Below are 14,167 nucleotides of genomic sequence, written 5' to 3' on the forward strand. Positions count from 1 at the left end.
TAACGTTATACTGACCCTAGTTATCCAAAAATTGTCTGAAAACTGACATAAGCTTTTGTTGATTTTCAGCGTACATGCTTAAAAAACAGCGTCAACGAAACATAGAGTGATGTTACGGTGGATGTCAATTTAATTACTGACAACTATTTTTCCAGTTCTATTAGTTCAATCAATCCATTGTCATATCCAATGGCAATTTTATTACCATTATTTGAAATGCTTAAAGGGTACCCGTTGATCTCCTCATTTTTTGATAATTTCAATGTAACTCGTCCCGTTAAACTATCTAAAATTATAAATTCTCCATTAATGAGTGATAGAGCCACTTTATCAGGACAACTTTCTATTTTCGTCATTCCAGATGCTTGCGCTGAAATGTTTTTTGTCCACAGTTTCTCACCATTGCAATTGAAGGCCATGACTACATGAGCATTAATTCTAGGATTAGGATTATATACTTTAGCCTCAATCACATACCTGCCCCCAACTTTTATCGCGTTTAAATTATTATAATGTTCAGGTTGCAATTCTAAGGTTATTTCCGAGAGTGGCCGCATATCAGTTGAGGAAAGTTCAATCAGTTTTTTATTTTGATGTTGGCTATTTGGTGTTCCAAGTAAGGCGCAAAAATGCTCTTCGCCATCTATTCTTATGTAATGATTAAATAAATCGTAATGCCCCAAGCGGCATTCAGTGATCTTGTTAAAGAATTCATCAAAAAGAATATCATTTCTCTTTTTATCCTTCCAATCAGCTTGCCTGGCTAAAAAGTGACCATTAAGCGATTGAGAAAGACTAAATATGCCCGCAGTCACTTTCTCCCATTTTGTCAAGGTATTATCAATTTTGAAAACGGTATTGTATTCATCATTATCAACTTTATAGGTGAATAGATTAACGTACAGAGACTCTTGATTTACACCCTTGAATATTTGTGAAAAATCACCACTCGCGACAATTTTTTTTGTAATTAACTCATCTGTTGCAAGTTTTAAAATCCCAACTGTTCCATTTGCGAACCCAATAAATAGAGATCCATCATCAATAAATTTGAGATCCCATGCCATTGAACAAGGCTCATATTCAAAGCCATTTTTGTTTGCTAAGGAGCTTAATCGTAAAGATAAGACTTTTAATTTTTCTTGTGAAGATTCAAAGTTGAATTCACCTTCTGGGTAAGATGTGATCTCAATAGGCTCAAAATCCTGAAGTTTTTGACGAACATTAAGTAGTAATTTTATTAAATAAGTTTTTAGATATAATTTTTCGTCGGTGTCATCAGGTGGAAGTACTTTAATTTCAATTTGATTTCCTTCAAAACGACAAAAGGTGAACTCTCGATTGTCATCAAGCAATTTGATAAGTCGCTTCGTTATGAAGTCATAAGCGTAAAGCTCTCCTTCGTAAGACCAACCGCCATCATATGATCCAGTAGCTATGAGAAGTAATTGCTTTTTTTCATCATAATCTACGTCATTTATGGGGAATCTTAGAAAATCTATATGTGCAATTAATTCCAATGAACTAGAATTGTAAATACTTAAGTTCTCTTTACATAGTCCTAAATGGCGGCCAGACCATTGAGCATTATAAGAATGCGACACACAGAGAATTCCTGCGGACTCAAATTCAAATAATTGTTTGGGATTTGTGATTTCGTCGAAACAATTTCTCCCTAATATTTCTCTGTTCTTCAGCAAATTAGATCCTCCTTGAAACGCTAATAATGACAACCTGAGCTTACCCTAAATCCGTAAACATTTTTCATTCAAAATTTAAATGGGTCTAAAGAGATTGTAGTTAATATTTAACAATAGTTTTTTACCAATCTGTTTTTTTAGGCTTGAAAATCGACATCGCTTAGGTCAGCTATGTCGCACCTGCTGGCATAGAAATAATGACACGACCGACCGCAATGGTTGTGCTGTGTTAATACTCAAATCCCTAGCTGTCAGCAGTGGTGGCAAACCAGAGCGTTAACACCAGTTTTATCGAGCAGACGCTATGACCGCTCCTGGCACTTTAGAGCCTGTCAGTCCTAGCTTTTTAACCTAATAACAACTCTCTTTTTCACCTGATTTTCCTCTGTGATCTCTTGGGTGAAAATGCATTGCGCTTTTAACTTTCCCAGTTAAAAGGTGCGATTCCGGCTTAAAGGACGACCGGAATGACGATTATTGCCACAGTTAAGTCTGTCAGTCTTAGCCATTCAACGGCAGTTGTATCTCTAGTACCAAACCGCTATCGGCATGGTTTGTTAGGCTTAAGAATCTGCGGGGTGCATTGAAAGTTATAAACCTAATATTGTCTCGATATTCCCTCTCGTCATTCCGGTAGTGTTTTGAGCCGGAATCCATTGTTGTTTTATCACTGGTGGCTTCCTGCTAGCAGCATGCAGGAATGACGTTAATTGGCGCTCGGCAGTCTGACAGACTCAACCCTACAATGATAAGGGGTATAGAGGTTTGATAATAAACAGATCCCACACGTTATAAATCTGGGCCGAAAACATGGCTGACTTAACCATTCAAGGGCAGTTGAATCTCCACAAGTAAACCACCCTCTGGATGATTAGCTAGGGTTAATATGCCGCCGTGTGACTTTACGATGTTTTCAGCAATGCTCAGGCCTAACCCTATGCCTCCGGTATCGTCATTGCGGGATTGTTCAAGACGGTTAAAAGGTCGTAATACGTAGTGCAATTGGTTTTCTGGAATGCCAGCGCCTGTGTCTTTTATAAGAATTTTAGCGACACTTTTATCACGATAAATACTGAGTTGCGCGTTACCGGCATACTTGATGGCGTTATCGATAATATTTTGTAAACAGCGGCGAATTTCAGTAGGGCGGCAGGTTAGATTTATCGAGTTATCATCGTGTTGAAAACTAACTGGCAAACCTTCGTCGGCCATGTCGCTGCATAAACTTTCGACTAGGGCGTTGATGTTAACGTTGCGCATGGGTTCATCGGGATTTTGTCCGCGCAAAAAGTCCAAAACTGATTGGATCATCTGGCGCATGTCGGTGACTACTTTCAGCATGCCGCTGCGCTCATGTTCGTTTTCTAATAAATCAGCCCGCAATTGCAAACGGGTCACCGCCGAACGTAAATCATGAGAAATGGCCGACAACATTTCACTTTGACTATGCAGTAAATTGGCGAGGCGTGCTTGCATGGTATTAAAGGCTTTGGCGGCCATGGCTATCTCTTTGGCACCACTTTCATCCAACGGTGGATTGTTAATATCCAAACCGAGGTGGTTGGCCGCATCGGCGAGCTTTTCAATGGGTGCCACGGTTTTTTGGATCAAATACCATGCGAGCAATAAGGCGATAGTACCTTCCAGCAAGATATAGAAAATGACAGAATCCTGTAATAAAGATTGGCTTTCGGGTAGTTCCGAATGAAACGTTATTTGCTGCTCATTGGCAAAGTTAATCAAGATAAGGACATCAAAGCCCTGACGTAAAGTGGTGCGCCTGTCCAATAGTGGGGTATTTTCAAAGCGCCGCACACAAACTTGAGCATCAATCCCTGGAAGTTTTGCAAAGGCCAGATTGAGTTTGTCGGAAATATGGGTAGAAAAGTCGTTTTGTTGGCAGGCAACTTCATCGGTCGAAATGACGTCGGGGAACAATGCCAAAAATTGTGTTTCTGCGGCGGCTAATATTTTTCGACGATCTTGCTGTGGAAAGCTATAAGCTAAATCCACTATGCCGATTATCCTATCAGCCAAATCAGTGGCTTCGGTGGATAACACCACGTTATCACGGTTATGTTCGAAAATAATCAGGGTGATCAACTGTGACAGAATAAACACCACACCCAAAATCACAATAGTTCGGACCTTAAGTGTCATGGATTGCCAGATTTTCACTGAGTTTCTACCTGACAAGTGAAGATGTAACCTGTGCCCCAAGATGTTTTGATGATCTCGGGTTTTTTGCTGTCATCGCCTAATTTACGGCGCAGGCGGCTGACATGGGAGTCGATACTGCGATCAAAAGGTGTGCTGTTGCGGCCTTTGGTTAAATCTAATAAGCGGTCGCGAGACAAGGGAATACGTGGGTGTTGCACAAAAGTGAGTAAGAGTTGTGTCTCACTAGTAGATAGAGGAATAATGGTTCCGGCGGCATTACACATTTCCATTTGGCTGGGTTTAAAACTCATACCAGCGAAACTATATAAACCTTTAATTGCTTGGCCACTGCCAGCTCTTACTCGGCGTAATACGGCCTTGATCCGCGCGATGAGTTCACGTCGCCCAAAGGGTTTCACAATATAATCATCTGCGCCAAGTTCTAGTCCAACAACACGGTCTATTTCTTCATCTTTGGCGGTTAACATGATCACCGGCGGCATATTGGGATCTGCACAAAGTTGCCGACACAGTTCAAAACCATCGGTGCCGGGTAACATCACATCCAATAAAATGATATCGGCTTGTTCTGCACTTAATTTTTGCCACATGTCATCGCCATCCACCGCTTCGGCGGCCATATATCCTTCGGCTTCCAATAAGCGGCAAACCAGTTCGCGAATATCCTTATTGTCGTCAACCACTAAGACTTTTGTGGCTGTCGATGGATTTGTGGTGTTAAGCATTATGCTGTTGTGATCCTATTTGTTGTAAGTGTGAGCGGCTATGTGCTGCTAAAAATACCTTGATCTTTAACATACATCACCCGCACCTAAAAAAATATGCACTCTGTGCGTTGCCACACTTTTTTACACTTTTGACAATCTTTTCCAATAGTCACAATGCAAGAATCAATGTAGCGCTTAGTTTTGAAAATTAAGGAGAATGCCATGTTGAAACACGTAATATTGCAAATTTCAGTGCTTGTTGTGTTGTTGGCGGCTTTTAATGCCAAAGCAGTTGAGAAAATGAATGCCGCTGAATTACAAGCGGTTTGCCAAGCCTTTGCTAGTAAAAAAGAGACGTCGGAGCTTAACAATAACAAATCACTTTGTAGCATGTACTTAAAAGGTTTTTTGGCCGGTGAAAACCTCTATCGTGCTGAAACATTACCACCTGCGACCTTTCGAGAAAAAGCTTTAGCGTCAAGGGCTGGTGGCTTGTTAGAAAAATATCAACTAGGCGATGACATCAGTTATTGCATCCCAAAATCCACCAATATTGAAGATATTGCCATACTCATTAATAAGCAGCGTCCAGCGGCAGATGATTCGGCTGAGAGTTTAATTAAAAGCGTTCTACAACAGAATTTTCAATGCGCCAAATAAACTTAAGATATGCATTGAATATGGGTATCAATGCTCGGCAATGGGGGGGATTGCTCGATGAATAAACACACAGTGAGTTTGTTTTTCATTCTAGCCGCCTTATGGCTGCTTAACTCTGGGATTTATACACCCTTGTTACTGTCATTGGGTGTAGTGTCGGTGCTGTTTGTTCTTTGGTTGTCTGCGCGAATGGGTATTATCGATGATGAATCTCAACCTATACATCTTAGCCGTAACTTACCGGCTTATTACTTTTGGTTGGCTAAAAAAATAGTCCAAAGCAACATCGATGTGGTGATCCTTATTTGGCGTGGTAATAAAGCCATCAGCCCTTGTATAGCGAGTTTACCGATTGGTCAACAAAGTGAAATAGGCAAGGTTATTTATGCCAATTCCATCACGCTTACACCGGGTACTGTGGCGATGAATATCGAAAACAATACCGTGCTCATTCATTCCTTAACTGTGCAAAGTATGCAAGAGCTGCAACAAAATGACATGGCGCGCGCAGTTGATCGCTTGGAGATGTAAATGTTAATCATGTTGGCCTTGGTGTTGTTAACCGTCATGGTAATGGCCTTAGTTAGAGCCTTACTCGGCCCCAGTATTTACGACCGAATTTTAGCGGTTAATTTGTTTGGTACCAAAACCGTGTTGTTGATTGCCGTCATGGGATTTTTATTTGGTCGCCCGGATTTTCTCGATATTGCACTGGTTTATGCACTGATTAATTTTATTAGTGTGATTGGTGTACTGCGTTATTTTGAATACAGCGATAACAAACAGATCGAAGGAGAGTCGTGATGGAACTGGCAATTCAGTTGATAAGTGGTGTTTGTTTTCTTCTTGGTGCTTTTCTTATCTTGTCGGGCGGCGTGGGCATTTTGCGATTTCCAGACTTTTTTACGCGCATGCATGCTGCTGGTATCACCGAAACCCTCGCCACAAGTTTGATCTTGGCTGGGTTGATGATGCTCGCAGGGTGGGGTTTGGTCATGTTCAAACTAGCCCTGATATTTCTATTTATTATGCTTACTAGCCCCACCGCTAGCCATGCGTTGGCTAAAGCAGCCCTGCACGGAAAACTCAAACCTATCACCTATGATCAGCCAGCAAAATAGCTGGCAGGGGATTAATGCTGTTTATGGTTAAGAAGGAGAATTCATATTTTACAGATATTTGATATCACATTACTGCTGTTATTGGTTGTCACTGCTCTTGCCATAGTGCGGGTGAGCGATCTCTTTGCGGCGGTAATGTTAAGTGGCATTTATGGTTTGCTGTCGGCGAGTTTTTTTGTGGCGCTCGATGCAGTTGACGTGGCATTTACCGAAGCCGCAGTAGGCGCGGGCATTTTTCCCTTATTAATGATGTTGGTATTGGGCGTTACTGGGCGTTATGAAAAAACCAAATTAGTACCAATAAAAGCCGATGTTGTGAAAAAGCTCGCCCTTGTGTTGGCGTTACTGGTCACAGGGGCTTTATTAGTGTTTGGCACGCTGGATATGCCGATTTTTGGTGCCGCCGATGCGCCAGCCCAGCAACATGTCAATATTCGTTATATTCAACAATCGCCCACTGAAATTGGTATTCCCAACATGGTGACCTCAGTGTTAGCCAGCTATCGTGGCTATGATACTTTTGGTGAAGTACTGGTCATTTTTACTGCCGCCATGGGCGTGTTGGCCTTGTTTTCAAGCCAACTTTTTAGCCAAGTAACAGCCAGCAAAAACAAAGCAAAAAACGAAATGCACGAACACAATGTATTACGCATAGTCAGCAAGATGTTGATCCCCTTTATTCTATTGTTCGCTTTTTATGTGCAATTTCACGGCGAATACGGGCCTGGCGGTGGCTTTCAAGCAGGTGTAATTTTTGCTGCGGGCATCATTCTTTACACCATGCTGTATGGCTTGGATAAGGCGCGCCAAGTGATTAAACCCACAGTGTTGCGTGTATTGTGTGCCTTAGGCGTGTTCATCTATGGCACAACGGGTGTGGTGAGTATGTTAGCCGGCGGCAACTTTTTGGATTATTCGGTATTAGCCAATGATCCCGTTATCGGCCAACACCTTGGCATATTAGTCATCGAACTGGGGGTAGGTATCACCATCGCCGCTGGCATGATTTTGATATTTTTTGCTTTTTCCCAGCAGGCTGAAACTCAGCTAGGAGAGCAATAATGTACTACGACTTATACAACTATTGGATGGTCATCATTTTGATGATGATAGGTTTATATATCGTTATCAAACCCAGCAATCTAATTAAAAAACTCATTGGCCTGAATATCTTCCAAACCTCGGTATTTATCTTTTATATCAGTGTGGGCAAGGTCAGTGAGGGCACCGCGCCAATTTTTTCCAGCACCCACAGTGTTTATTCTAATCCCTTACCCCATGTGTTGATCCTCACTGCCATTGTGGTAGGCATTGCCACTATGGCGCTGGCGCTGGCTTTGGTTGTTAGGATTAAAAGTGCCTACGGTACGGTAGAAGATGACGAATTGCAGGAGCAAGATCACTAGTGTTAGATCATTTACCCATATTACAGGTGATAGTGCCCTTATTGGCTGCACCGGCCTGTTTGCTGTTAAATAATGCCAGATTAGCTTGGTTATTTGCTTGTTTGGCGGGACTGATATCGCTGGTTATTAGTGTGGCGTTGTTAGTTCAAGTCCAACAAAGCGGTGTAATTTCTTACATGCTCGGCAGTTGGGAAGCGCCTTGGGGCATTGAGTATCGTATTGATTTACTCTCGGCCTATGTATTACTGATCATTAGTAGTTTAGGCACTATTGTTTTGCTGGCGGCCAATACCGGTATTCGTCAGGAGATCGCGGCAGACAAACAAAGCCTATTTTATGTATTGTACTTGCTGTGTATGGCCGGTTTGTTAGGCATTGTAGCAACGGGCGATATCTTTAATGTCTTTGTCTTTTTAGAAATATCCTCGCTGGCTACCTATGCACTGGTTGCTTTTGGCCGCGATCGCCGCGCTTTGCTGGCGGCTTATCAATACCTCATTGTGGGCACTATAGGTGCGACCTTTTTACTCATAGGTATTGGTTTGCTGTATAGCATGACGGGTACCTTAAACATCGAGGACATGGCGAATCGTCTGCCTGTGGATACTAACTCCGGCACGGTTTACACGGCTTTTATCTTTATGATTGTGGGCATAGGTTTAAAGCTGGCGTTGTTCCCTCTGCATCTATGGTTACCCAATACTTATACTTATGCACCGTCCATCGTCACTGCGTTTTTGGCCGCTACTGCCACTAAAGTCGCGATTTATTTGTTGATCCGTGTGCAATTTTCGATTTTTGGCGCTGACTTTGGCGGGGAACTTATCCAGCCTATATTTATCGTTCTTGGTTTATTAGGTGTGTTTGTTGCCTCAACGGTGGCAATTAAACAAAGCAATATAAAACGTTTATTTGCTTACTCCAGTGTTGCGCAAATTGGTTACATGATCATCGGCATAGGCATAGGGACTAGTCTAAGTTTACAGGGGACGTTGCTGCATTTGTTTAATCATGCCTTGATGAAAGGGGCGCTATTTTTAGCGCTGGCGGCTGTGGTTTACCGCATAGGTAGCACCGACCGCACTTGTTTTAATGGCTTGGCAAAACACATGCCGTGGACCATGGCGGCCATAGTGATTGCTGGTTTGAGCTTAATTGGTGTGCCACTTACCGTGGGTTTTATTAGTAAATGGTATTTAGTCTTGGCCAGTATAGACAGTGGCATGTGGCCAGTGGCCTTGCTTATCGTACTTGGCTCACTGCTTGCGGTGTACTACGTGTGGGCCTTGGTCGAGAGTGCCTATTTTGGTAAAGCAGATGCCTCTGCTACCTCATCTGCTCCGATAAAAGAAGCGCCTCTAGGCCTGCTTATCCCCTTGTGGTTATTGGTTATCGCTAATGTGTATTTTGGCATTGATACCCGCCTGCCCTTAGAAGCTAGCGCTAGCGCGGCGAGCTTTTTAATGGGAGGCGGACAATGAATTTATCCCCCGAATTGCTGATCCAGCTGATTATTCTCTTGCCCTTAGTGGCGGCTGCTGGCGTGGTGTTAAGCCATCGTCATCCTAATATTAGAGAGGCGATTTCTCTCACTATTGCTAGCAGCGTTTTTATTTTAGTTTTTCTGTTATATCGCCAAATCATCAACGGTGAAACAGCTTTGGTCCATTGGATAAGCATCCTGCCTGGGCTGAACGTGAGTTTTAAAACCGAAGCCTTAAGCGTATTGTTTGCCCTTATCGCCAGTTTTTTATGGATAGTCACTACGCTGTACGCCATTGGTTATATGCGCAGCCACCATGAACAAAATCAAACGCGTTTTTATAGCTTTTTTGCCATCTCGATTGCGGCGGTAATGGCCATCGCATTCTCTGAAAACCTCTTCACCCTGTTTATCTTTTATGAAGTATTAACCCTAGCCACTTACCCATTAGTGACTCACGCAGGCACCGAAAAAGCCCAAAAAGGTGGCAGAACTTATCTAAGAATATTACTTGGCACTTCTATTGTGTTTTTCTTACCCGCACTAATCGCCACTTGGGCCATTGCCGGAAATTTATCTTTTACTGTCGGCGGTGTCTTTGCCGATGATACCCCCTCATTGTGGTTGGCCATTTTGCTGGTATTTTTTGTTTTTGGTATTGGCAAAGCCGCGATGATGCCTTTTCATCGTTGGTTGCCCTCAGCCATGGTGGCACCCACACCAGTGAGCGCCTTGTTACATGCGGTAGCCGTGGTTAAAGCAGGGGTGTTTACCTTAATGAAAACCGTGGTATTTATCTTTGGTATGGATACCGTCGGTGAGCTCATCACCACAGATTTCCTCTTATATTTGGCTGCCTTTACGATACTAGCCTCGTCGTTAATAGCGATGAAACAAGACAATCTTAAAGCCCGTTTAGCTTATTCAACTATTAGCCAGTTAGCCTATGTGAGTTTGGGCGTATTACTGGCAAGCGAAGCGGGTTTATTAGGTAGCAGCATGCATATTGCCATGCACGCCTTTGGCAAAATCACTTTGTTCTTTTGTGCAGGCGCCATTTTAGTGGTGAGTCATAAAACCGAGATCAGCCAAATGGGTGGGCTAGGGCGTAAAATGCCCATCACCATGATTGCGTTTTTTATTGCCTCACTGAGTATCATTGGTTTGCCACCCACGGGCGGCAGTTGGAGCAAATACTATTTATTACTCGGCAGTTTAGAAACCCAGCATTGGGTGCTAATGGCGGTCTTGATGATCAGCTCCTTACTTAATATTGCCTATTTATTGCCTATTCCAATTCGCGGGTTCTTCCCTGCTAAATCAACAGTATCGCAAGCAAGTGATGGTAGCGAAGCGATTCAAGGCAGCGAAACTATCCAAGAAGCGCCGCTGCCAGCACTGATTGCCATCATCATTACGACCTTGGCTTGTGTTTTGTTGTTCTTTTTCCCGCAGCCTCTGTTTGAGTTGGCGAAGATGGTTGGAGTCGCACCATGAACATAGAAAAAACGCATTTATTTGATAATCCCAAAAACGTCAAACGTTTGCTCTACGCCTTGTACTTTTGTTGTGGATTGCTGGTGGTGCTTGATTTTGTAATCAAGCGTAAGGTTTACCATAGCTGGGAAAACCTTTGGGCCTTTTATCCCATTTACGGTTTTGTTGGCTGTGTGGTATTGGTATTTGTCGCGAGTTGGATGCGACTTATTTTGATGCGTGACGAAGATTATTACGACTCACCAGAGACCGCTGATAAGGCAGACTTAGCAGAGAAAGCAGAAATAGCAGGAAAAGCAGAAAATACAGCGGCAGTATTACACGCGGGAGATAAACATGTTCGGGATTGAAATGGCTCCCTTTGTAATATTTTTTATCGCTGCTGTATTGGCTGCCCTTACTCAGGGCTGGTTACGTGGGGCGATTATGTTGGCTGCCCCCATATTAGGTGCAATCAATTTATGGATGACCCCAGAAGGCAGTTATTGGGCGGTATCCTTTTTAGACTTTGAACTGAACCTGTTACGAGTTGATCGTTTGGCCATTTTGTTTGGTTACTTATTTCATCTGGCCGCCTTTATCGCCATTGTCTATTCATTGCACGTGAAGGATCGCATGCAACAAACCGCCAGTATGTTGTATGCAGGTAGTGCCTTGGGCGCCGTGTTTGCTGGCGACTTATTAACTCTGTTTGTATTTTGGGAATTACTGGCACTGACCTCGGTATTTTTGATTTGGGCACGGCGTACTGAGCAGTCTTATCATGCGGGTATGCGTTATTTGTTGTTTCAGGTGATCTCGGGTTTGTTATTGCTCGGTGGCATTATTGCTTACGCCAATGTACATGGCTCGCTCGCTTTTGAGGATATTGGTTTATCCGGCATCCATGGCTGGTTAATTTTCCTTGCCTTTGGCATTAAGTGTGGATTTCCGTTTTTACATAATTGGCTAACCGATGGTTATCCCGAAGCCACCCCTACCGGCACGGTTTTTCTCAGTGCGTTTACTACTAAAGTGGCTGTTTATGCCTTGGCCCGCGGTTATCCGGGCACGGAGTTATTGGTATATATCGGCGCGGCGATGACCTGTTTCCCCATTTTTTTTGCGGTTATCGAAAACGACTTACGCCGAGTCTTGGCTTACAGCCTAATTAACCAGCTTGGTTTTATGGTGGTAGGTATTGGTATCGGCACAGCTCTTGCCATTAATGGTGCTGTGGCCCACGCCTTTAACGATGTTATTTTTAAAGGTTTGTTGTTTATGTCCATGGGCGCGGTATTACATGTTACCGGCAAGATAAACGGCTCCGAGTTAGGCGGGCTGTACAAAACCATGCCCAAAACCACCATCTTGTGCATTATCGGCGCGGCATCGATTTCGGCCTTCCCGCTGTTTAGTGGTTTTGTCAGTAAATCCATGATCATGAGCGCGGCCTTAAATAACGATCATACTTGGGTATGGTTAATGTTGCTGTTTGCGTCGGCTGGTGTGTTCCACCATGCAGGAATTAAGATCCCATATTTTGCCTTTTTCGCCCATGACTCTGGCATACGCGCCAAAGAGCCACCGCTTAATATGTTATTGGCCATGACCATTGCCGCAACACTGTGTATCACCATAGGTATTTTCCCAGAGTTGCTTTACCAATTGCTACCTTATGATTTGGATTACAACCCTTACGACGCGACCCATGTATTGGCACAAACTCAGTTGTTGTTCTTCTCGGCACTGGCTTTTGTGTGGCTCAATTTATACAAAATGTATCCGCCAGAATTAAAGTCAGTGAATTTAGAAGTAGATTGGATCTACCGCCGCTTGTTACCTAAAACATGGCAAGGTTTAGGGCAGTTTAAACAAACTAGTATGCAAAGCTTAAATGCTTTTGGTGGGCAACACTTAGCACGATTGAGTGACTATGTATCGAAAAACTATGCCGTGCAGGGCTTGTTGGCAAAATCCACCTCTACTGGCGTTGCCGCTTTGTGGATAGTGTTGATGTTGTTAGCTTATTTGGTAATTGGCCTGTTTTAAGCGAAGTGTTTTTTAAGCCTCGACGAATTTTAATAAGGCACTGAAGTTGTGCCCGTCGGCGGCTCGAAGCGCCGAAATATAATGATGACGGCGCTCATTCATGGCTTCCAGTCTGTATCCACCAGCCCAGTCAATGGCTGGCTCATTTAATAGTTTGGTCAAAACAGCATCCGCCATTATTCGCGCGTGCCTGCCGTTACCATTTGGAAACGGATGGATATAGACCAACTTGTGATGGAAACGTGCAGCCAGTTCTTTTGGCGGATACGTCTCATGCTCTAGCCAATATTTGGCATCGTCCAGTAACTGCCTTAGTTGAATAGCAATTTGTGCAGGGTCTACACCGATATTCTTTTCAGTACGCCTGAATGTACCAGCCCATTTCCACACACTGCCAAACAAACGTTTATGAAGCTCTAAAACAAAACCTTCCGACAATACGTCTGGATGTTTTTGTTTAGCCAGCCATTTTAAACCATCTGTTAGACCTGCTTGTTCAAGCTGGTCTAATTCACCCCTAGTTGATAGGTGCTTAAATTTAAGCCCTGCCAATTCATCAGGATCAAGCGGTGTTGCGCCATCAGGACTCTCGACAAGATTTGCATACTCATCTGTCATTCATCATTCCAAAAGTCTGATGGCAACTTATCCACGATTTGTGAGGCTATGCGCTCAATCTCATATTCAAGCTGCTCTTTATTTAATGCTTGTGCTTCAAGCGCCATATGAGTGGATGCGCTTTTGACTTGAGCCCGCGCCTTCTCTATGGCACGTTCCTTAATCACATTTTCAATGTTTTGTTTTGGCACAATCGCATAAATAAACTTGCAGTCCATCGCCTCAGCCATGGTCTGCATGGTTTTTAAAGTAACACTACCATGAGGCTCATCTTGTTCAACTTTAGATATTCTGGCTTTCGTAACGCCTAGTTTTTTAGCCAATTGCGTACCAGACATACCAAGCGCTGTTCTCACGGTGCGCAGCCAACCTTCTTGTGGAAGCCCGTAGTTAGGGAGCATCGATAAACTACCAAACTGACTCACAGCTCGGTTAACTTTGTCTCGATATTGTTTGGCAACTATCTTTTTTATGCTCATGATCAATATTTATGTGTATGTAAACATCACTTTAGGTATACATATATGTATACCTAAAGTGATGATTGGTCAATAAATTAGTTTACTTTACTTGGATTTAGGTCAACCTATTTGTTGACTTAAATCCAAGTAAAGTCAATATAATTGAATGCTAAAAGTGCCTTGCGACCTTCTATAACCTAGATAAAGCACCCACCACCAACTGGCAGAGCGAGGGGCTTCGCCACAAAGGGCACATAGTCCTCGGAGGCTTATAAAAACACTAAGTAATTAATTTATCTATG

General features: G+C 43.1%; 15 protein-coding genes. 10 read left to right on the top strand and 5 right to left on the bottom strand.

Translation table 11 applies throughout. The features are described 5' to 3' along the window. Positions 1–143 precede the first annotated feature (143 nt). From AX660_RS18605 to AX660_RS18615, 3 genes are all read right to left on the bottom strand, one after another. On the bottom strand, positions 144–1,604 hold the full coding sequence (locus tag AX660_RS18605; RefSeq protein WP_157884356.1) for a hypothetical protein: 1,461 nt from the start codon (positions 1,602–1,604) through the stop codon (positions 144–146). Between the two features lie 915 nt (positions 1,605–2,519). Beyond that, complete coding sequence (locus tag AX660_RS18610; protein WP_068380361.1) at positions 2,520–3,878, bottom strand: ATP-binding protein; 1,359 nt, start codon at positions 3,876–3,878, stop codon at positions 2,520–2,522. Then, positions 3,875–4,606 carry a response regulator gene (locus AX660_RS18615; protein WP_068380364.1) on the bottom strand — a complete coding sequence of 244 codons (732 nt, stop codon included), beginning with the start codon at positions 4,604–4,606 and terminating at the stop codon, positions 3,875–3,877. The genes AX660_RS18610 and AX660_RS18615 overlap by 4 nt, the downstream gene beginning before the upstream one ends. A 204-nt stretch (positions 4,607–4,810) precedes the next feature. On the opposite strand from AX660_RS18615, the gene AX660_RS18620 reads away from it, so the two are divergent. The 10 genes from AX660_RS18620 to AX660_RS18665 all read left to right on the top strand — a co-directional run bounded on the left by AX660_RS18620 (position 4,811) and on the right by AX660_RS18665 (position 12,786). Next, positions 4,811–5,248, top strand: coding sequence for a hypothetical protein (locus AX660_RS18620; RefSeq protein WP_068380365.1), 438 nt, complete (start codon positions 4,811–4,813; stop codon positions 5,246–5,248). Between the two features lie 57 nt (positions 5,249–5,305). After that, positions 5,306–5,779, top strand: coding sequence for a Na+/H+ antiporter subunit E (locus AX660_RS18625; protein WP_068380368.1), 474 nt, complete (start codon positions 5,306–5,308; stop codon positions 5,777–5,779). Further along, positions 5,780–6,052 (top strand): monovalent cation/H+ antiporter complex subunit F, encoded by a 273-nt coding sequence (locus tag AX660_RS18630; protein WP_068380382.1) that lies wholly within the window; start codon positions 5,780–5,782, stop codon positions 6,050–6,052. After that, positions 6,052–6,369, top strand: coding sequence for a monovalent cation/H(+) antiporter subunit G (gene mnhG / locus AX660_RS18635; protein ID WP_068380385.1), 318 nt, complete (start codon positions 6,052–6,054; stop codon positions 6,367–6,369). Before AX660_RS18630 ends, mnhG begins: the two co-directional genes overlap by 1 nt. A 63-nt stretch (positions 6,370–6,432) precedes the next feature. Beyond that, positions 6,433–7,431: a Na(+)/H(+) antiporter subunit B gene (locus AX660_RS18640; RefSeq protein WP_327082866.1), complete on the top strand. Its 999-nt coding sequence runs from the start codon at positions 6,433–6,435 to the stop codon at positions 7,429–7,431. Further along, positions 7,431–7,775, top strand: a complete 345-nt coding sequence (locus AX660_RS18645; protein WP_068380388.1) for a cation:proton antiporter subunit C — start codon at positions 7,431–7,433, stop codon at positions 7,773–7,775. Before AX660_RS18640 ends, AX660_RS18645 begins: the two co-directional genes overlap by 1 nt. Continuing rightward, positions 7,775–9,256, top strand: coding sequence for a monovalent cation/H+ antiporter subunit D family protein (locus AX660_RS18650; RefSeq protein WP_068380391.1), 1,482 nt, complete (start codon positions 7,775–7,777; stop codon positions 9,254–9,256). Before AX660_RS18645 ends, AX660_RS18650 begins: the two co-directional genes overlap by 1 nt. Then, positions 9,253–10,755 (top strand): proton-conducting transporter transmembrane domain-containing protein, encoded by a 1,503-nt coding sequence (locus tag AX660_RS18655; protein WP_068380394.1) that lies wholly within the window; start codon positions 9,253–9,255, stop codon positions 10,753–10,755. The genes AX660_RS18650 and AX660_RS18655 overlap by 4 nt, the downstream gene beginning before the upstream one ends. Further along, positions 10,752–11,105: a hypothetical protein gene (locus AX660_RS18660; protein WP_068380395.1), complete on the top strand. Its 354-nt coding sequence runs from the start codon at positions 10,752–10,754 to the stop codon at positions 11,103–11,105. Before AX660_RS18655 ends, AX660_RS18660 begins: the two co-directional genes overlap by 4 nt. Next, on the top strand, positions 11,092–12,786 hold the full coding sequence (locus AX660_RS18665) for a Na(+)/H(+) antiporter subunit D (RefSeq protein WP_068380398.1): 1,695 nt from the start codon (positions 11,092–11,094) through the stop codon (positions 12,784–12,786). The genes AX660_RS18660 and AX660_RS18665 overlap by 14 nt, the downstream gene beginning before the upstream one ends. Before the next feature lie 12 nt (positions 12,787–12,798). Here the strand turns inward: AX660_RS18665 and AX660_RS18670 are convergent, their stop codons facing one another. Next, positions 12,799–13,404 (bottom strand): mobile mystery protein B, encoded by a 606-nt coding sequence (locus AX660_RS18670; protein ID WP_068380400.1) that lies wholly within the window; start codon positions 13,402–13,404, stop codon positions 12,799–12,801. Further along, positions 13,401–13,829 carry a mobile mystery protein A gene (locus AX660_RS18675; protein ID WP_235594789.1) on the bottom strand — a complete coding sequence of 143 codons (429 nt, stop codon included), beginning with the start codon at positions 13,827–13,829 and terminating at the stop codon, positions 13,401–13,403. The genes AX660_RS18670 and AX660_RS18675 overlap by 4 nt, the downstream gene beginning before the upstream one ends. Positions 13,830–14,167: the final 338 nt, after the last annotated feature.

It is taken from the genome of Paraglaciecola hydrolytica, from assembly GCF_001565895.1.
GTDB lineage: Bacteria > Pseudomonadota > Gammaproteobacteria > Enterobacterales > Alteromonadaceae > Paraglaciecola > Paraglaciecola hydrolytica.